21 protein-coding genes and 1 riboswitch are annotated in these 18,795 nt (G+C 59.9%); of the genes, 6 read left to right on the top strand and 15 right to left on the bottom strand.

Annotated elements, in window-relative coordinates; all coding sequences use genetic code 11:
• Positions 1-138: 138 nt before the first annotated feature.
• Positions 139-576 (top strand): hypothetical protein, encoded by a 438-nt coding sequence (locus HUO14_RS03605; RefSeq protein ID WP_176278491.1) that lies wholly within the window; start codon positions 139-141, stop codon positions 574-576.
• Between the two features lie 158 nt (positions 577-734).
• On the opposite strand, the gene HUO14_RS03600 is transcribed toward HUO14_RS03605, so the two are convergent.
• Positions 735-1,325 (bottom strand): hypothetical protein, encoded by a 591-nt coding sequence (locus HUO14_RS03600; RefSeq protein ID WP_176278490.1) that lies wholly within the window; start codon positions 1,323-1,325, stop codon positions 735-737.
• A gap of 159 nt (positions 1,326-1,484) precedes the next feature.
• Between HUO14_RS03600 and HUO14_RS03595 the strand changes: the two genes are divergently transcribed.
• Complete coding sequence (locus HUO14_RS03595) at positions 1,485-2,081, top strand: DUF2726 domain-containing protein (RefSeq protein WP_176278489.1); 597 nt, start codon at positions 1,485-1,487, stop codon at positions 2,079-2,081.
• A gap of 282 nt (positions 2,082-2,363) precedes the next feature.
• On the opposite strand, the gene HUO14_RS03590 is transcribed toward HUO14_RS03595, so the two are convergent.
• From HUO14_RS03590 to HUO14_RS03560, 7 genes are all read right to left on the bottom strand, one after another.
• Complete coding sequence (locus HUO14_RS03590) at positions 2,364-2,816, bottom strand: Rid family hydrolase (protein ID WP_176278488.1); 453 nt, start codon at positions 2,814-2,816, stop codon at positions 2,364-2,366.
• 287 nt (positions 2,817-3,103) lie between these two features.
• On the bottom strand, positions 3,104-3,574 hold the full coding sequence (locus HUO14_RS03585; protein ID WP_176278487.1) for a hypothetical protein: 471 nt from the start codon (positions 3,572-3,574) through the stop codon (positions 3,104-3,106).
• The gene (thiC, locus tag HUO14_RS03580) at positions 3,571-5,481 is read right to left on the bottom strand and encodes a phosphomethylpyrimidine synthase ThiC (protein WP_176278486.1); all 1,911 of its coding nucleotides are present in this window, start codon (positions 5,479-5,481) and stop codon (positions 3,571-3,573) included. Before thiC ends, HUO14_RS03585 begins: the two co-directional genes overlap by 4 nt.
• Positions 5,482-5,504: 23 nt before the next feature.
• On the bottom strand, positions 5,505-5,909 hold the full coding sequence (locus tag HUO14_RS03575) for a hypothetical protein (RefSeq protein ID WP_176278485.1): 405 nt from the start codon (positions 5,907-5,909) through the stop codon (positions 5,505-5,507).
• A gap of 46 nt (positions 5,910-5,955) precedes the next feature.
• Positions 5,956-6,074: riboswitch (TPP riboswitch) on the bottom strand.
• A gap of 38 nt (positions 6,075-6,112) precedes the next feature.
• Positions 6,113-6,583: a nuclear transport factor 2 family protein gene (locus tag HUO14_RS03570; RefSeq protein WP_176278484.1), complete on the bottom strand. Its 471-nt coding sequence runs from the start codon at positions 6,581-6,583 to the stop codon at positions 6,113-6,115.
• 11 nt (positions 6,584-6,594) lie between these two features.
• Positions 6,595-7,005, bottom strand: a complete 411-nt coding sequence (locus tag HUO14_RS03565) for a VOC family protein (RefSeq protein WP_176278483.1) — start codon at positions 7,003-7,005, stop codon at positions 6,595-6,597.
• Between the two features lie 2 nt (positions 7,006-7,007).
• Positions 7,008-7,652 carry a pyridoxamine 5'-phosphate oxidase family protein gene (locus tag HUO14_RS03560; protein WP_176278482.1) on the bottom strand — a complete coding sequence of 215 codons (645 nt, stop codon included), beginning with the start codon at positions 7,650-7,652 and terminating at the stop codon, positions 7,008-7,010.
• Between the two features lie 153 nt (positions 7,653-7,805).
• Here HUO14_RS03560 and HUO14_RS03555 point away from each other — a divergent pair, with 153 nt between their 5' ends.
• Positions 7,806-8,705 carry a LysR family transcriptional regulator gene (locus HUO14_RS03555; RefSeq protein ID WP_176278481.1) on the top strand — a complete coding sequence of 300 codons (900 nt, stop codon included), beginning with the start codon at positions 7,806-7,808 and terminating at the stop codon, positions 8,703-8,705.
• Here HUO14_RS03555 and HUO14_RS03550 read toward each other — a convergent pair.
• From HUO14_RS03550 to HUO14_RS03535, 4 genes are all read right to left on the bottom strand, one after another.
• On the bottom strand, positions 8,702-9,568 hold the full coding sequence (locus HUO14_RS03550; RefSeq protein WP_246255201.1) for a MipA/OmpV family protein: 867 nt from the start codon (positions 9,566-9,568) through the stop codon (positions 8,702-8,704). The two genes, HUO14_RS03555 and HUO14_RS03550, sit on opposite strands and share 4 nt — an antisense overlap.
• A gap of 98 nt (positions 9,569-9,666) precedes the next feature.
• Entirely contained in the window at positions 9,667-11,046 is a 1,380-nt protein-coding gene (locus tag HUO14_RS03545) for an HD-GYP domain-containing protein (RefSeq protein WP_176278480.1), read from the bottom strand.
• Between the two features lie 69 nt (positions 11,047-11,115).
• The gene (locus tag HUO14_RS03540) at positions 11,116-11,550 is read right to left on the bottom strand and encodes a DUF2141 domain-containing protein (protein ID WP_343046043.1); all 435 of its coding nucleotides are present in this window, start codon (positions 11,548-11,550) and stop codon (positions 11,116-11,118) included.
• Positions 11,516-12,280, bottom strand: coding sequence for a sterol desaturase family protein (locus HUO14_RS03535; protein WP_176278760.1), 765 nt, complete (start codon positions 12,278-12,280; stop codon positions 11,516-11,518). Before HUO14_RS03535 ends, HUO14_RS03540 begins: the two co-directional genes overlap by 35 nt.
• 109 nt (positions 12,281-12,389) lie before the next feature.
• Between HUO14_RS03535 and crtY the strand changes: the two genes are divergently transcribed.
• The 3 genes from crtY to HUO14_RS03520 are packed head-to-tail and all read left to right on the top strand — an operon-like array spanning position 12,390 to position 16,019.
• The gene (gene crtY, locus HUO14_RS03530; RefSeq protein ID WP_176278479.1) at positions 12,390-13,559 is read left to right on the top strand and encodes a lycopene beta-cyclase CrtY; all 1,170 of its coding nucleotides are present in this window, start codon (positions 12,390-12,392) and stop codon (positions 13,557-13,559) included.
• A 16-nt stretch (positions 13,560-13,575) separates the two neighbouring features.
• Complete coding sequence (locus tag HUO14_RS03525) at positions 13,576-15,096, top strand: phytoene desaturase (RefSeq protein ID WP_246255199.1); 1,521 nt, start codon at positions 13,576-13,578, stop codon at positions 15,094-15,096.
• The gene (locus HUO14_RS03520) at positions 15,093-16,019 is read left to right on the top strand and encodes a phytoene/squalene synthase family protein (protein ID WP_176278478.1); all 927 of its coding nucleotides are present in this window, start codon (positions 15,093-15,095) and stop codon (positions 16,017-16,019) included. Before HUO14_RS03525 ends, HUO14_RS03520 begins: the two co-directional genes overlap by 4 nt.
• Positions 16,020-16,023: 4 nt before the next feature.
• On the opposite strand, the gene HUO14_RS03515 is transcribed toward HUO14_RS03520, so the two are convergent.
• The 3 genes from HUO14_RS03515 to HUO14_RS03505 all read right to left on the bottom strand — a co-directional run bounded on the left by HUO14_RS03515 (position 16,024) and on the right by HUO14_RS03505 (position 18,633).
• Positions 16,024-16,812 carry an inositol monophosphatase family protein gene (locus tag HUO14_RS03515; protein ID WP_176278477.1) on the bottom strand — a complete coding sequence of 263 codons (789 nt, stop codon included), beginning with the start codon at positions 16,810-16,812 and terminating at the stop codon, positions 16,024-16,026.
• Positions 16,805-18,151, bottom strand: coding sequence for a TldD/PmbA family protein (locus HUO14_RS03510; RefSeq protein ID WP_176278476.1), 1,347 nt, complete (start codon positions 18,149-18,151; stop codon positions 16,805-16,807). The genes HUO14_RS03515 and HUO14_RS03510 overlap by 8 nt, the downstream gene beginning before the upstream one ends.
• Before the next feature lie 89 nt (positions 18,152-18,240).
• Positions 18,241-18,633, bottom strand: coding sequence for a hypothetical protein (locus HUO14_RS03505; RefSeq protein WP_217907894.1), 393 nt, complete (start codon positions 18,631-18,633; stop codon positions 18,241-18,243).
• Between the last annotated feature and the right edge of the window lie 162 nt (positions 18,634-18,795).

The raw sequence follows: 18,795 nt of genomic DNA, 5'->3' as shown, positions 1-18,795 counted from the left end.
AGCGAGCAGCACCGGCAAAGAAGCCGTCCCGGAAGGGGCGGCTTTTTTGTATGGAGAGCAAGCGGGCGGGGCGCGGGCGGTACAAGGGCCCCGGCAACGCCCGTTGACAGTCGAACTGTGTTAACCTAGCGACACAGGATGAAGCGCAAGTTTGCCATCGCACTCTGCCTGATCTTTCTCGTCTCCGGCCTGATCCGCATCGGGGTCAGCGCGCTGATGATCGGACAGGCGCAGGGATGGTGGCTGTTCGATGGCGAGGCGGTGGTGGCGCTGGCCGACACGCAGCGGTTCATCGCCGAGCGCGGAACCAATCTCGCCGGCTTCACCCCGCTCTCCTATTTCGCCTTCATCGCCTTCATGGGCGTGACGATCAGCCTCGGCGCCATCGGGCAGCTGTGGCGCAAGCGGTGGGGCATGGCGCTGATCATCCTCTATCTTGCCAGCCACGCGGCCCTGTTCGTCAATTTCTGGACGGTGAACCCGAAGATAGGGCTCTGGGCGCTGACCGTGGCGATGGCGGGGCTGTTGGCCTGGGCGAATGGGCCGGAGGACGAGGGCGCGCGGCTGGTGGCATAGCGAGCGCGCTGTTGGCGGACATATTTGCCGTTCGTGCTGAGCTTGTCGAAGCGCGGGTGGGATGAGGTGGCATTGCTCTGTAGACGCCGGTTGTTGACCTGCGCTCGCCTTCGGCTCGACAGGCTCAGGGCGAACGGAGTTTCTGGTGCTCTAACGCTTTAAGAACAGGCCTCGACATAGCCGAGCACCGGCATCGTGCCGGCGTGGATCTGGCTGACCGTGCCGTCGCTGCCGATTTCGAAGCGCAGCGCGGGGGTGCCGTCGGCGGCATCGGGGGCGGTAAGATATTTGCCCGGGGCGTCGACATATTTGTGCGGCGTGGCGGGATAGGGGAAATGCTTTTTCACCGCGGCTTCGGTTGCGCCGGGGCCAATGCCCTCTGGCAGCCTGACCTTCGATCCCTTGCTGATCGAGATGCGGCGGACCTCGCCTTCTTCGACAATCGCATAGGTGTCCGGATAGTCGGGCGAGGACAGCACGCGGCAGACATCCGAAGCCTGCGCGCCCTTCTCGCTCCAGCTGCTGCCGGCGGGAACCGCCTGACCGATCCGCAGATCACCCAGCCCGGCGGGGGTGAGCGTGGTTGCCGATGGCGCGGGATCGGAAGCGGGGGCTGTCTTCTCCGGCGCCATCGGCGGTGCGGGTGTTACAGAAACAGTCTCGTCCGCAGCCGGTTCGGCATCGGACGAGGACTGCGATGAGCAGGCCGCCAGAAACGCGAGCGGGAGGAGGCTTAGGGATTGCTTCATCTGGAGGTTACGCGTGGGTGGGGGAAAGGTTGCGCCCGTCCCGACGATTTCATCCAGTCGCAATGCGTTCAAAACAGGGGGTTTTCCTGAAGAGCCCGCCGTACACGGTTTTTCAACCGTTTTCGGGCATGATGCGGACCGGAGAAATGGAGCCGAGCAATGGACGATCTGATCGCCTTGATCCTGTTGAACCTGCCCTGGCTGGTGGCGCTGGTCATCGCTTTCATGCTGGGCCGCGCGGTCGAACAATATCGCGTCAAGGTGCGGCGGGCGGAATGGCGGGCGAAGAACGGCCCGAAATATCACAGCGGCGGCAAGAAGAGCGGCGCCGATTTCGCCGCTGGCCAGCTCAGCACGGTCAGCCGCGCCAAATTCACGTCCCGGCCGCTGCTCAACAAGTCGGAGGCCAATGTCTTCACCGCGCTCGACAAGGCAGTGATCGCGCGCAACCCAGGCTGGCAGGTGATGGCGCAGGTCTCGCTCGGCGAATTTCTCGCCAGCCCCGACAAGCAGGCCTTTCTGAGCGTCAATAGCAAGCGCGTCGATTTCGCGCTGATGGACGACCGTTGCCGCGTGGTCCACGCGCTCGAATATCAGGGATCGGGCCACCATACTGGAAACTCTGCTGCCGCCCGCGACGCGGTCAAGAAGGAGGCGCTGCGCAAGGCGGGGATTGGCTATCACGAGGTGGTGGCGGGACATACGACGGCGGGAGAGCTAAGGGCGCTGGTGGAGAAGTTGGTGCCGGTGGGTTGAAGGAACAGTGGGGAAAAGTGCACTGTCACCGTAACTAGTCGATCAGGCTGTCATTGCTGTATTGCACATCAGCGGCGCGTTCGTCGGTGATTTTGGCTGAACTTGGCATAATGCGTCTCCCAACATCACCGCCTATTCGTCATCCTGAACTCGTTTCAGGATCTCGAACGGCAATTCACAATCTCACCGGATCCTGAAACAAGTTCGGGATGACGAGGCTATGGTGGTCAGATGACAGGCACCACCCCAACCCCTCCTCTGAAGAGGAGGGGCTTAGACACTTCACTCCCCCCGCTGCGCCACGACCTTGATCTCGACCACCCCGTCCGCCTCGTAGAGCGCGCTGATCCCGATGGCGGTCCACGCCGGGAATGGCGCCCTGATATAGAGGCTCTTCACCTCGACCATTTCGTTGATCGAGCCTTGCAGGTCGGTGTGATAGCTGGTCAGGTCGACGACTTCGTCCCAGCCGACCCCGGCCCGTTCCAGCGTGCGGCCGATGCGTTCGAAGGCGCGGGTGAAGGCGGGTTTGAGGTCGCTTTCGCCGGGCTCAGGCGTGACGATTACGCCGGACAGATAGATTTTGTCGCCGGCGATCACCGCGTCGGCATAGCCGACCGCGCTCTGGAAGGCTGCTGCTTCCGGGTCTTCCGGCATCAGCACGTCTTTCGCGTCCTTCGCCTGCAGCGGTGCGGCCATGGCCAGCAGTGGCAGGACTATCAGGAATTTGTGCATGTTGTTTCCCCTCTGTTTTGCGCGACTCGCTGGTGGAAAAGCTGGCCGTTGCAGGGGCTTATCCTGCGCTCTCCTGAGGGCTGTCGTCAAGCGGGAGGGCGTCGAGCGGGGCATAACATCACCCCGTCATCCTGAACTTGTTTACCTCCGGTGGCCTTCGGCTCAGGACCTCGGGCCGCAGTGCACAATCCTAAGGGATCCTGAAACGAGTTCAGGATGACGGGGGGATAGGTCAGGATGACGGCGGAATGGTTCGGGATGACGAGCAGTTTTATGGCACGCCCAAGCTAGCCGTCCGCAAGCGCATCTATCGCATCTCCGGCTCCGTCACCGACCGCCTCCGGTTTGGTGGAACAGCGGCCAAGGGCTTCGAAATAAAGCCGGAACGCTTCCCTGTCACCAGCCAGAGCCTGGCGCAATTGGGACTCGGCCAGATCGGCGGCCTCGCGATAGGCCAGTTCGTTCAACCCGTCCCCGCCGAAAAACTGGACGGCATTGATCGCGTAGGGCAGCCGCAATTCTTCCGGAAAGGCGCGAGCGACTTCTAACGAAAACGCGCCATCATCCACCGCATCGCCGTGCAGCATCCAGATGCCCGCACAACGGGACGCGTCCTTCCGGTTAAAAACCATCGGGGCAACCACTTCCCCGGCGGTAAAGGCGCGCCCGGCAAGATTCCAGTTTACTTCAGCCGTCTGTGCGGCGCAGCCGGCCAGTGCGACGGAGCATAAAGCCAGCCCCCATGTGCGCCTGTTCACTCCGCCGGCTCGTTCGCCTCATCCTCGGGCAGATATAACCGGTCGCCCTTGTCCTTGTAGACCTTGGCCATCTCGCGCATGCCTTCTTCCGCTGCCGCCTTGCTGGCTGCTGCCGTATCGGCGCCCAGTTTTTCCGAGACGATAAAGCCTTCGGCGCTCTGGTTCTGCTTGCTGGCGAAGTCGCGGACTTCCTGGCTGATTTTCATGCTGCAGAATTTCGGCCCGCACATCGAGCAGAAATGGGCCGTCTTCGCGCCCTCTGCCGGCAGCGTCTGGTCGTGATATTGCATCGCGGTTTCCGGGTCGAGCGACAGGTTGAACTGGTCGCGCCAGCGGAATTCGAAACGGGCCTTTGACAGCGCATCGTCGCGGACCTGCGCGGCGGGATGGCCCTTGGCGAGGTCGGCGGCGTGAGCGGCGAGCTTGTAGGTGACGACGCCGACTTTTACATCGTCGCGGTCGGGCAGGCCGAGATGTTCCTTGGGCGTGACATAGCAGAGCATCGCGGTGCCATACCAGCCGATCTGGGCGGCGCCGATGCCGCTGGTGATATGGTCGTAGCCGGGCGCGATGTCGGTCGTGAGCGGCCCGAGCGTGTAGAAAGGCGCCTCGCCGCAGACTTCCAGCTGCTTTTCCATATTCTCCTTGATCTTGTGCATCGGCACATGGCCGGGCCCCTCGATCATCACCTGCACATCCGACTTCCACGCACGGTGGGTCAGTTCGCCGAGCGTGTAGAGCTCGGAAAATTGCGCCTCGTCATTGGCGTCGGCAATCGAGCCGGGGCGCAGGCCGTCGCCGAGGCTGTAGGCAATGTCATAGGCCTTCATGATCTCGGTGATGTCGTCGAAATGTTCGTAGAGGAAGCTTTCCTTGTGATGGGCGAGGCACCATTTCGCCATGATCGAGCCGCCGCGGGAGACGATGCCGGTGACGCGCTTGGCCGCCATCGGGACGTAGGGCAGACGGACGCCGGCGTGGATGGTGAAATAGTCGACGCCCTGTTCGGCCTGTTCGATCAGCGTGTCGCGGAAGATTTCCCAGGTCAGGTCCTCGGCGACGCCGCCGACTTTCTCCAGCGCCTGATAAATCGGCACGGTGCCGATCGGGACGGGTGAGTTGCGGATGATCCATTCGCGGGTATCGTGGATGTTGCGACCGGTCGAGAGGTCCATGACCGTGTCGGCGCCCCAGCGGATCGACCAGACCATCTTGTCGACTTCCGATGCGACATCGGACGCGACCGCGCTGTTGCCGATATTGGCGTTGATCTTGACCAGGAAATTGCGACCGATTGCCATCGGCTCGCTTTCCGGATGGTTGATATTATTGGGGATGATCGCCCTGCCCCGTGCAATCTCGTCGCGGACAAATTCCGGCGTGACATAATCGGGGATCGACGCGCCGAAGCTTTCGCCGTCGCGCTTATATTCCTTGAGCCGCTCGCGGCCGAGATTTTCGCGCTCGGCAACATATTCCATTTCCGGGGTGATGATACCCTGACGCGCATAATGCATCTGGGAGACATTGGCGCCGGCTTTCGCCCGCAGCACCTTGCGGCGGACATTGGGAAATGGCGCGACGCCGCCGGAGCGGTCGGGGCCGAGCTGGCCATTGTCTTCCGGCTTGACCTCGCGCTGGTCGACTTCCTCGACATCGCCGCGCGCGCGGATCCAGGGGCTGCGCAATTCGTTGAGGCCGGTGTTGATATCGATCAGAGCCTCGGGGTCGGTGTACGGCCCGCTGGTGTCATAAACCCGCACCGGCGCTTCGCCGCCTTCCAGATGGATCTCGCGCATGGCGACGCGGATGCCGCTGCCGCTATGCGCCGCGACATGGACTTTTTTCGAGCCGCTGATCGGGCCGGTGGTTACGCCAATTTCGGTTTTTGCGGGAAGGTCAGCCATAGAGGATTGCTTTCTGTTTCGGGTTAAACTTGGAGCCGGACGAGGCCGGCGAAGGCGGCCGCGAGGCCGAATATGATGGCAAATACCGCCCAGGCGCGTCCGCCCTTGCCCATCAGGCGGGCGGCAAAGCCCATGAACCAGTCGCCGACCGCCATGATCAGCATGCCTTCGATCAAGATCCAGGCGCCGATAACGGTGATCAGGATCGACAGCCAGTCGGCCGGGTCATAGGGATTGACGAGATAGATGGTCGCGCCGAGGATCAGCGTGATGAAGCCGGTGAGAAATTGCAGCGCGCTGCTGGCCTGCACTTCGCGCACCATCCGGCTCCAGAAGCCGGGATTGCGAAATTCGCCGACGCCAGCGGCCAGACCGTAAAGGCCAAAGAAAAGGGTGATCCAACCGGTGATATTGCCTGCACTGCCCATCGCGTCTCTCCTTCTGTCCTGAGGGAGAAAGAGCGTATCCGGGATGCCCAAATAACCGCTCCCTCCCTACGCCGGTAAGCCCGCATCAGCGGTGCCGGATCAGGTTCTGCGGGTCGGGCGACGTTACGCGCCCCTCTCAGTCAAACGACTCCCCGGGGAATGGAAGGATGTTAGGGCGAAGCCGAGTGCAGGTCCAGTGAAGTTTACAGACCGAGGTCGCTCAATCCCGGATGGTCGTCGGGGCGGCGGCCCCGGGGCCAGTGGAACAGCCGGTCGGAAGCGTCAATCGACACATCGTTGATGCTGGCGTGGCGCCGGCGCATCAGACCGTCATCGTGAAACTCCCAGTTTTCATTGCCGTAAGAGCGCCACCACCGACTGGCGGCATCACGCCATTCATAGGCAAAGCGGACCGCGATCCGGTTTCCGCCAAAAGTCCAGAGTTCCTTGATCAGCCGGTAGTCTTGCTCCCGCTGCCATTTCTCGGTCAGGAATGCGACTATCTCCGCGCGCCCGGCGAGGAAGTGGTCGCGGTTTCGCCAGATGCTGTCGGCCGTATATGCGAGCGCGACCTTCTCAGGGTCGCGGCTGTTCCAGCCATCTTCGGCGGCGCGAACCTTGTGGATGGCGCTGTCACGGGTGAACGGCGACAATGGAGGACGGTGTTCGGTCATGCTGCATTTCCTCAGGCGAAGGGCGTCGCGAATTCCACCCGCGCGCCGCCGGGGATGGCGCAGATGAAATGGCGGACCGTCGATCCTTCGCCGATCGGACAGGGATCAAATTCGATTGCGACGCCCGGCCAGGCGCTGACCCGATCGAACACGGTTGCCAGCGCGGCTTCGTCGGCAACACCGATTGCGAGATGGTGGAGACCGATGTTCTTCTTGCGGTCGAAGGGCGTCGCACTTGCCGGATCGCTCACTTGCCAGAGCGTGATCAGGGTCGAACCATCGGATATGAAATGGGCCGGATAGTCGGGCACGCCGCCGACCCCGTCATAACCCAGCGCATCGCAGAAGAAATCGCGCGCGGCATCAATGTCGGGAAGCGCCAGCCCGACATGGTGCACTCCGGTGGTCAGGGGATTGGTCATGTTCATTCTCCTTGTTGGGGATTGGATGGCGTTGCGGCGGCGCGCAATTGCGCCACTTCGGATCTCAACTGCTCCAGTTCAGCGGTCAGGGGCGCGACCGCCGTCGCGACGTCCGCTTCGGTGAAGCGCGCTGTGATAAATTGCGGGCAATTCCAGTCAAAGCCGACCACCTCTATGACATAGATGCGTTCGACCGCCGGCTTGTCGTCCGGACTGGTCAGCGACGCGACGAGCGCGGGATCATCATCCACGTCAACAATTCTCGCCTTGCCGATGATCTTCAGGCGGCGCCGGTTGGGATAGTCCATCAGGAACAGCGACACGCGCGGCTCTGCCTGCAGATTGCTGGTGCTGATATATTGCTTGTTGCCGCGATAATCGGCGAAGGCCAGGCGATTGCCATCGAGCAATTTCAGAAACCCGGCAGGGCCACCGCGATGCTGGACATAGGGCCAGCCGTCGGCGGTCACGCTGGCGATATAGAAACTGTCGCGGGCGGCAAGGAACATCGCTTCCTTCTTGCCGAGCAAATCGGGGCTGCCTTCGCCTCCGGCTTCCATTCGGGCGTAAGCGGAGCGCGATCCGGCCTGGTCTTGCATCGCCCGCGCGGCATCGGTGAACAATGTTCGGATATAATTTTGTGCCACGGTCATTCTCCCGGTTGGCGCAGCCGGAGGATCCGGGGTCTGTCGAGGGAGGGATGAGATCCTGCCGACCGCGCAGGACAGCAAATAGGCCATTGCGTATGCCATGATAATATATTAATTTTGAACTTCACTGTTTCACATCTGGTAACAATCATGGATCGATTGCAGACCCTCGAAATGTTTGTCGCGGTCGCCGACCGGGGCGGATTTGCCGCAGCGGCCAAGGCGCAGAACGTGTCCCCGCCGACGGTCACGCGCGCGATCAGCGCACTGGAAGAACGGTTGGGCGTGTCGCTGTTCCACCGGTCGACGCGGGCTGTGGCGCTGACCGACGACGGCGCGAGCTTTCTTCCAAGGGCGCGACAGATACTGGCCGATATTCAGGACGCCGAGCGACGGGTCTCCGGCGCACAGAGCGAGCCCCGGGGTCAGTTCTATGTCACCGCGCCGGTGATGTTCGGACGGCTGCATGTCCTGCCAGTCATCGCGGCGATGCTGGAACAATATGCGCAGCTCGACGTCCGGATGATGCTGATCGATCGCAATGTGCGGATGGTTGAAGAGGGTATCGACGTCGCCGTCAGGATCGGACCGCTTGCGGACAGCAGCCTGCTGGCGGTGCCGATCGGCTTTGTGCGCAAGAAACTGGTCGCTAGCCCGGCCTATCTTGCCAGACACGGCCATCCCGAAAAGCCGTCAGATCTCTCTCGGCATCAGACCATCGGCACGACGGGACCGCGCGCGATGGGCGAATGGCGACTGGATGACAAGCGGGTGAAAACCGAACCCCGCCTGTTGCTCAATACGATGGATGCCACGGTTGCAGCCGCCGAAGCCGGACTGGGAATAGCCAATTTGCTGAGCTATCAGGTCGAGGAACCGATCCGGCAGGGGAAATTGATAGAGGTTCTGGAACCGGTCGATCCGCAGCTATTGCCGGTCAACCTGCTGTTCGAAAGCGCGCGGCGCAGCTTGCCGGCCACCCGCATATTCATAGACGCGATGAAGGACCGGGCGATGGATCAGGGGCTGACCCGACTGGGAGGCGCCTAAAAAGTATAGCCTATCCCGATCGCACCAAACCACTGGTCCGCGCTGCCGCGGATTGCGGTGACCGGCGAGCGTTTCGGGTCACCGAGCAACCGTGAATAGCTGCCGAGGAAGATCAGGCCGAAGCCGCCATTGGTCGCGTCGCCGTCGAGATCGACCGCGGTCAGCATCGTCGCGCCGACATTCTTCCAGTCGCTGTCTGCGGTGAAGGTCGGCAATCCGCTAGCCGCTGATCCGGCGGGGGAGATGCTGAAATAATAATCGGCATAGTCGTCGTCGACATATTCACCGCTGATCGCCAGGCTGGTGATGACACCGCGGCTGAGCGGAGTGAAATAGGTCAGGCTGGGGAATACCACCATGCCCTTGTGCGCGCCGGCGACATCCCAGCGGACATCGACCTGCGCGGTCAGGGAGTCATAGGGATGGAGCACACGATTGACCTGAACCCCGGCAAAAGGACCGACTTCGATCGCGAAATCCAGTTCTCCGAGAGAACGCACGACCGGATCCTTGATTGAATTGTGCCGGTCAAAACGGGCGCGGGCGACCGGGCCAAAGATGAAGTCGAGCTTCGCGCCCTCCTCGTCGGGAATGAAATCGAGCGCGATGCCCGGACCGCGCGGCTGGAAATCCACACCTCCGAAGCTTCCCAGAACGACGGGCAGCGGAGAGACCGTATAATCATCCGATCCTTCATAGCTCGGCCCGAGCGCAACACCGATCCCGGCGGTCACATAGTCGCCGTCAAATACTGAGTCTTCGACCGGCATGGCTGCCGTTTCTTCCTGCGCCAGAAGCGGGGATGAAATACCAAAGCTCAGAGAGATCAGGACGGCACGGCAAAATATATCGGGATTTTTCAAGACTATTTCCAATCTGGGTTCGCAACGGTCAAACGCACGCTCCGCGTATCGGTTCCAAATCTGATATAGGGACCGATCGGCAGATTGCAAAAGCACTTCTATTCCAGCAATCCCCCGGCAACCACAAACTGCAGCGCTTCAAAACATCGCGGATCGACCGCCACACCCACTTCGCTTTGCAAAATTGCCATCGCCTTTTCGGTAGACATGGCCTTTCGATAAGGTCGATCCGTGGTCAGGGCATCGTAAATATCGGCGACCGTGATGATCCGCGATTCCATTGCGATACTGCGCTCGTCGAGACCCAGTGGATAGCCCTTTCCATCAAGCCGCTCGTGATGCGAGCCGGCAATCATCGCCATATCGCTCATCACGCCAATCTGGCCGAGAATATTGGTTGTATGCGCCGCATGGCTTTGCATGATCTGCCATTCCTCTGCATCCAGTTTGCCCGGCTTTTCGAGGATCGCGCTGCTTACGCCGAGTTTCCCGACATCATGCAGAATCGCTGCACGGCGAAGCACCCTGCGGCCTTGTTCATCCATGGCGAGATGTTCGGCTATCTTGTCGGCGATCATCCCGACCCGTTCGCTATGACCTGCTGTATAGGGGCTCTTGGCATCGATGACCCGACCAAAGGCAAAGCTGATATCGTCGAGATAATCTTCGTCCACCGTGACATATTGCGCCGCAGGCTCCAGCGCCCACAATTGTTCGGGCAAATCATCGAGCGCCAGTTCTTCCCAGAAACCGCTGGCACCGGACAGTTTCTCGAATATCGCGCAAAGTTCCGGATCGAGCCAGCTTCCGGCGCGGTTGCGGACCTCGGCAAGGGCTGCGTCCTTGCCGCGGGCCGAGTAGAAAACATCGGCAACCTGCGCCAGTAGCGCGATGCGACCGCCAAGATGGATATCCCTTCCGGCAATGCCGAGTGGCAGGCCAGAACCGTCCCAATGTTCGTCGAGATGCGCGATGGCCTGGGCGACATCTTCGGAAAAGCGCAATTGACGGGCAATATCAGCGCCGCGCGAGCAGCGTGTTGCCATGATATCGGTCATGATTTCACCACCATTTTGCACAAGGTTGCACAAAGCCTGTTCGCGCACCGCCGGTGTCGCACCCACGCCAACCCCGCTGGCGATAAAGTCGCCGAAATCTTCGGGTTGCGGGCCGATCAGTTTGAAATCATGTTTCAGCTCGCGATCATCGCCGGCAAACATCTCGGAGACCCGGGCGGCATTGGCGCTGCAGCCGAGGTCCTTGAGCAGAACTGCATAATAGATATCCCGCAATTCCTCTCCGTTCATTCCCAGCGCCATCGCCACTTGCGTACCGATCCAGCAGGCGCGAATACTGTGCCCCGCGGGCTGGCCTTCGGTCAGGTCCAGCGCATAGGAAAAGGCACCGAGAATTTCGGACAATCGCGACTGACCGGAACCCTGGCTCGCCTCGAAAAACACATGCTTTGATTGAAACATTTACGCCGCTCCTGATCTGTCACGACAGAATGCCGCGTGAATGCTAGTGAACGGTTAATTTCGCGCCGATTACAGGATATATTTCATCTGCACCGCATGATGGACATCGGCGCTGCCAAGATTGAACTGGGCCGATTTGAATTTTGGCGGACCCATGCCGATCTTGGGGTTGCGCGAGAAGCCAAAACCTTCGCGCGGCAGGAACAGCCGCAAGTCCATCTTTCCGTTGGCATTTTCATCGTGAATGAGCGCTACGGCGTAGGTGCCGGGCTTCACGCCGTTGATCTTGATCGTCCCGGCTTGAGCGGCGGCGACTTTCAGTTTGCGGGCTTTTTTATCCTTGGTGCAATCGGGAAAATAGTCCGGATTGGTGCTCAGGCAGACCAGAACATTGCCTTTCTCGGACCGCATTCCCGTGATGGCGAGATCGACCGAAGCGGAGAGAACCGGTGCCACCGCAACCGGTATTTCACTCGCCGACGCGCTCGCGCCGAGGACCGCCACCGAAACGGCTCCCAGAATCGGCAAGACCGATGTCCGTGCCGCAGATCTTGTCCCAAAAACGGAAATATAGCCCATAATTACCTCTATAATATTCATGATGTTTCTCATGGTGCGTCGCGGTTATCAGCCAGCGGCCCAATCTACCCTGAACGAGCCAGCGCGGAAACATCTCCCACCCCATATGATTGGACACGCCCATAACCGTCATGGTCAGCAATACCAAACCCAAAACGCCGACGTGAATCGGTATCGCGATGACCAGAGCGGGGATGACCAGCGCTCCGCTGATCCCTTCGACCGGATGAAAGCTCATCGCCGCCCAGGCCGTGGGCGGGCGGCTTCCGTGGTGAACCGCGTGCGCGACCTTGAACCATTTGGGCTGGTGGAACAGCCGATGGGTCCAGTAGAACCATGTATCGTGCAGCATCAGATAGAGGAAAAACGACAGAGGCAGATACCAAAAGCCATAGAGATCGGCATCGGTGTAAATTCTGGTCCAGCCTGCGTTCTGCCAGCCCCATGCGACAATGCCCGCCGGCACGCCGTAAATTGCCGCGGAAAGCAGCGACCAGCGGATTTCACGGCCCATCTGGGGTTTCAGCCGGTCATAATAGCCCGGTCGCACCCGACCCGTCAGCCAGGCGAAGAAACCGCTGGTCAGCAGATAGCGCCCACCGACGATGAAGGTCATCGCCAAGGCGGAGAACAGGATAGCGAGGGCATATTCCATCGGGATTGAATATGGCGCCGGTCTCTGCGGAGCAAGCACTAAAGCGCCAATTGCATACATGCTTTCAGACAGGCTTTCGCCTCGGTTCGCCATCGTCTAAGGCTATGTGATGCCGAGTAAAACGCCCCCTTCCCCGCCTTATGATCTGGCCATCGCGGGCGGTGGGCTGGCGGGTGGACTGGTGGCGCTGGCGCTGGCAAGATTGCGGCCCGAACTGACGATCGCGCTGATCGAGGCCGAGACGCACTTTGGCGGCAACCATATCTGGTCCTTTTTCGACAGCGATGTCGCAGCCGGGCATCGCTGGCTGGTTGATCCGCTGATCTCCCGCCATTGGGACAGCTATGATGTCCATTTCCCCAAATATAGTCGCAAGTTGAACAACGGTTATAATTCGATTGAATCGAAAAATCTCGATCGGGAATTGCGGAAACGATTTCCCGCAGATGCGCTGAAAACCGGACAGAAGGTGACAAGGACCGAGCCTGGCCGGGTGCATCTCGCAGATGGCACCGAAATCGTCGCCCGCGCGGTACTCGATGTCCGCGGTGGCGGCGATATTTCTGCGCTCGAAACCGGTTGGCAGAAATTTTGCGGCCAGATGCTGAGACTGAAAACTCCGCACGGACTGGAGCGACCAATCATCATGGACGCGACGGTCGATCAGATTGACGGCTATCGCTTCGTCTACTGCCTGCCGTTCAGCGATACGGACATTTTCGTCGAAGACACTTATTATGCCGACACGGCGGCGCTAGACAGCGCGGCATCCCATTCCAGGATTGCAGAATATATATCGTCCCGGGGGTGGACAATCGAATCGATCATGAGCGAAGAAAAAGGCCAGCTTCCAGTGATTTATGGCGGTGACTTCGAAGCATTCTGGAAGGACAACCAGGGGGTCGAAGCCCGCGCTGGAGCACGTGCGGCGCTGATCCAGCCGATTACCAGCTATTCGCTACCCATGGCGGTCCGGACCGCGTTTCTGATAGCCGAAATGCCCGAGATCACGCAGAACACACTGGACACAATGCTGCGCGATCTGGCCAAGGACCATTGGAGGAAAGGTAAATTCTACCGTCTGCTCTGTGCTTTCCTGTTTCTGGGCGCCGAGCCCGAGAAGCGTTACAAGACGCTGGAACATAGCTATGGCAAGAGCGAACCCTTACTCGCCCGTTTTTACGCCGGCAATTCAACCTTGATGGACAAGATCCGTCTGCTAAGCGGCAAGCCGCCGATATCCGTCTCCCGCGCCATTTGGCTTTTGTTAAAATTTTGATGAGTATTCCTGTTTCATGAATGAAGTTGCAAAATCCCAGAACAGCTTGTTCAAAAAAGCCGCCGTCATCGGCTCGGGCTTTGGCGGCCTGGCGCTCGCCATCCGGCTTCAGTCGGCCGGCATCCAGACGACGATATTGGAAGGCCGCGACAAGCCGGGCGGGCGCGCCTATTTCTGGGAAAAAGAAGGCTTTATCTTCGACGGCGGACCAACGGTTATCACCGATCCCGATTGCCTGTCGCAACTGTGGGAACTGACCGGCAATGATATGGCGAAAGACATCGAGCTGTTGCCGGTATCGCCCTTCTACCGGCTCAACTGGCCCGACGGCACGAACTTCGACTATGTCAATGATCCCGAAGAGCTGCATGCCAATATCGCGGCGATCGAACCGGATGATGTCGAAGGCTACAAGAAATTCCTAGAATATAGCGGCGGGCTGTACGAGGAAGGCTATGTCAAGCTGGGCACCAAGGCGTTTCTCGATTTCAAGTCGATGATCAAGGCAGCCCCTGCCCTGATGAAATTTGAAGCCTATCGCTCTGTTTACGCCAAGGTTTCCAGTTTTGTGAAGAACGAGAAGCTGCGCGAGTTCCTGTCGTTCCAGACGCTGCTGGTCGGCGGCAATCCTATGAAGACCAGTGCGATTTACGGCCTGATCCACAAGCTGGAACGGCTTGGGGGCGTCTGGTTTGCCAAGGGCGGGACCAATATGCTGGTCGCCGCGATGGTGAAACATTTCGAACGGATCGGCGGCGTGATCCGGCTGGACGATCCGGTCACCCGGATTGACACGATTGGCGACCGTGCTTCGGGCATCACCTGCAAATCGGGCTGGAGCGAGAATTTTGATGCCGTCGCCACCAACGCCGACGTGATGCATAGCTATCGCGATCTACTCGGTCACAAGCATCGCAGTCATACGGTCGCTGAAAAGCTCAAGAAGAAGAAATATTCGCCCTCGCTGTTCGTCGTCCATTTCGGCGTGAAGGGAAGCTGGCCAGGCATCCCGCACCACATGATCCTGTTCGGGCCGCGCTACAAAGGCCTGCTGGAAGATATCTACGACAATGGCGTGCTGCCGAGCGATTTCTCGCTCTATCTGCATCATCCGACCGTCACCGATCCGGAAATGGCGCCCGAAGGGCATAGCACATTCTACGTGCTGGCACCGGTGCCGCATCAGGGCAAGCTGCCGATCGACTGGGAGGTGATGGGCCCCATCTACAAGAAGCGCATTCTCGACGAAATCGGCCAGCGGCTGATCCCCGATATCCATGACCGGATCATCACCAGCTTTCACTATACGCCGCAGGATTTCGGGACCGATCTCAACGCCCATCTCGGCAGCGCGTTCAGCCTCGAGCCATTGCTCACTCAGAGCGCATGGTTCCGGGTCCACAATCGTGACGATATCATCAACAATCTCTATTTCGTCGGCGCCGGCACCCACCCGGGTGCGGGCATCCCCGGTGTGGTCGGGAGCGCGAAAGCGACGGCGGAGCTGATGCTGGAGGATCTCGGAGAAGCCGGATGAACCGCAATAATCTCGTCCTTCACGCCAGATTGAGCATCGAGCGCGGATCAAAATCCTTCTCCCGGGCCTCCAAGCTTTTTTCCCGCCAGACGCGCGAGCGTGCCTGGCTGCTTTACAGCTGGTGCCGCGCCTGCGACGATCTTGCCGACGGACAGGATCATGGACATGGTATGTCTGTCGTCGCCAATCCGCAAAAGACGATTGCGGCGATGCGGATGATGACACGGCGCGCGCATGGCGGTGAGCAGACCGGCAATCCGCCATTTGATGCTTTTGGCGTCGTCGCGCAGGAATGCGGCATACCGATAGACTTCGCCAACGACATGATCGACGGCTTCGCGCTTGACGCCCGGGGATGGCGACCGGAGACAGAAGATGATCTATTTCAATATTGCTATCATGTCGCGGGAGCGGTCGGCTGTATGATGGCGATCGTGATGGGCGTTTCGCCCCGCGATCAGGAAGTACTCGACCGCGCCTGCGATCTCGGTCTGGCGTTCCAGCTAGCAAATATTGCCCGCGACGTGGCCGAGGATGCCGCAGCCGGACGATGCTATTTGCCGCAAGCCTGGGTCGCCGAGGCCCGGCTGGATCCCGAAAATATCATGGCTCCCGATCGCCGCGACGCATTGATCCCGCTGGTCAACCGGCTGTGCGATCTGGCTGGCGCCTATGAAGAATCCGCACGCGTCGGCGCGGCCAGCCTGCCGTTCCGGTCCCGCTGGGCGGTATTGGCTGCCGCCGGCATTTATGGTGATATCGGCCGGGCCATCAAGAAGAGCGACGGCGCTTCGCTTGATCGAAGAATATATACCAGCAAGGCCAGGAAGCTCGGGTCGATCGTCAAAGCCTTCGGGCAAGCGCTGGTAAAGAGCCCGCGTCGCGATCGGCAGCAATTGTGGACGAGAGCACGTACCGCCTGAAAACCTAGTGGCTGGCACCATTTTCGGTGACATATTTACCGATCCGCTGAACCGCGACGTCGCGCAGATTCCGCGAGCAGCACAATACCCCCAGCGCTTTGCCATGGGTGCCGTTGTAGACCAATGTTTCACCAAGCGCATCGGTGACGCTGGCTCCCGCTTCGGCGGCGATGACATGGGCGGCTGCAATGTCCCACTCGTGGCCCCAGCGGGTCGAGGCAACGACATCCGCCCGGTCATCGGCGACCATCGCCATTCTGAGTGCAATGCTGTTGGGTTTGTGGACCGCCACCAGATCGAGTTCGGGCGGCAGCTCTTCTGCCGGAATCCGGCAGCCGGCATATTGCTTTCGGCTGCTGGCGACCAGCGCGCGGCCGTTGACTTCGCTGTGGCTTCCCGCCTTGGCGACCCAGACCTCCTCCATCGCCGGAGCAACCAGCACGCCAAGAATCGGTGAATCATTGAGTACCAGCGCGACGGAAACGCACCAGCCGGTCTTGCCCGCAACATAATCTTTCGTGCCGTCAATCGGGTCGACGACCCAGGTCAGTTCATCGCCCGCGTCGCTATGATCGATATGGGTCTCTTCCGAAAGCCAGCCGGCTTCTGGTAGCAGCTTTTCAAGTTCCAGCCTCAGAAACTTGTCGACGGCAAGATCGGCGTCGCAAACAATATGACCGGGCGTTTTTTCCCAGATATTGGCGGCCCCCTGGCCCAGTCGCCAGTCGCGCATGGCCAGCGCCCCGCCTTGCTTGGCGATCGCGATAACCCGATCGAAATCGACGTCAGCCACCGGCCACCGTCATACTGTCTGTGCGCAGGGTCGGGGTATTGACGCTGTACCGATATTCCAGATCATCGGCCGCGATCAGGCTCTTGAACATATCTTTCAGATTGCCAGCAATCGTGATCTCGGAAACCGGCGGTCCGATTTCTCCATCGACGATCAGGAAACCGCCCGCGCCGCGACTGTAGTCGCCGGTGACCGGATTGACCCCCATGCCGATAAGCTCGGTGATGTAGACGCCGTGTTTGATATCCTTGATCAGTTCGGCCTTGCTGACCGAGCCATTGCCCATGTGAAGATTGGTAACGCTGACGCCCGGCGCTCCGCCGACCCCGCGCGAGGCGTGGCCGGTCGGCTGCAGACCCAATTGGCGGGCAGAGGCGCTTTCCATCAGCCACTGGGTCAGGCGACCGTTGTCGATCAATCTGGTTTTCGCGGTGGGAAGGCCTTCGCCGTCGAACGCCTTGGACCGCAGTCCGCGCTTGCGATGGGGACAGTCGATGATGTTCACGGCGCTGTCGAACACCTGCGTGTCGAGCGCCTCCAGGAGAAAGCTGGTCTTGCGCGCAATGGCAGCGCCGGCAATCGCGCCGACAAAATGGCCGAGCAGGCTGTTGCCGACGCGCGGATCATAGACGACCGGCATCGCACCCGACTTGAAATCCACCGGGTTGAGGCGGGAAACAGCGCGTTCGCCCGCTTCCTTGCCGATATTTTCGGGATTCTCGAGATCCTCCAGAAAGCGGACGCTGTCATAGGCATAGTCGCGTTCCATGCCGTCGCCGTCGCCCGCGATCACGCTGGCGGACAGGCTGTAACCGCTGGTGGAATAAGCGCCGGAAAAACCGTGGCTGGTCGCCAGGGCAACGATGCTGCGTCCGGCGCTGGCGCCGCCGCCTTCGCTGTTGGTGACGCCGTTGACCGCACGCGCAGCATCTTCCGCCTTTAACGCCAGTTCGCGCAAGAGTTCCGGCTCCGGGTCCTGCCCGTCATCGCCCTCGATCGGATGCGGTTCCGCTTTGAGCAGCAGATCTTCGGGCGCAAGACCGGCATATTCGTCTTCCGGCGCTTCTCTGGCCATGTCGAGCGCGCGACCGACGAGGGCGGACAGGATCTTAGTATCCATATCGGAGGAAGATACGGTTGCCGAACGCTTGCCGACGAATACCCTGAGGCCAATTTCCTCGCCTTCGGAACGCTCGACATCTTCGAGATTGCCGAGACGGATTTGCACTTGGGTCGCGGCATCGCAGACATAGATGGCGTCCGCGGCGTCGGCTCCGGCTTTTTTGGCTTGGGATATCAGGGCGTCGGCGCGATCCTGCGCTTCTGTAGGTTTTAGCATGCGCAGGACATAGGCATGCTGCCCAATAAGGTCAACGATCTGCTGCCAATCGGGCTAGAAAGGATTTTTGGATATTGCGGGGCAGATTGTCAGAGCAGCGGGCCGACTGCGGTGATCAGTCCGACAAAGAGAAATGGCAGACCGATAGCCAGCAACCACAGCACGATCTGGTCGGACCGGAATTTTGCGGCGATGCTCTGCTCGGTCAGGCCGCTGCCCGCCATGTCGACCCAGCGTTTCTCGAATTTGCGGCAGAAAGGGATGATGACGGCAACCAGCAGGACCAGGCCGAAATAGGGCGCGATTGACATGCCCTTGGTTTCGATGAAGCTGAGGACGAAGAATATCTGCATCATGGTATAGACGAGCAGTGCCGCAGCACAATTATTGCTCATTTTCTTGTCCCAGCGGATACCGCCATGCTGCACGTCACGACGTGCGCTATGCTTGCTGACCGATTTATGGGGTGCTGCTGCAACCATATTCATTCCCCTCAGAAAATTACGTTCGACTGTCGCCGGAAGTTTTCTCCCGTGCGATTATCTGAAACACTATACTCAAATTTTCACAATTGCAAAATATACCCGTTGTTAAGCATATTATATGTCAAGAACCGCGGTTCTGCTTGCCAAAAATTTCAACAT

The organism is Parasphingorhabdus flavimaris (assembly GCF_013371215.1).
GTDB classification, from domain to species: domain Bacteria; phylum Pseudomonadota; class Alphaproteobacteria; order Sphingomonadales; family Sphingomonadaceae; genus Parasphingorhabdus; species Parasphingorhabdus flavimaris.
This window is presented reverse-complemented; position numbering and strand designations above follow the sequence as displayed.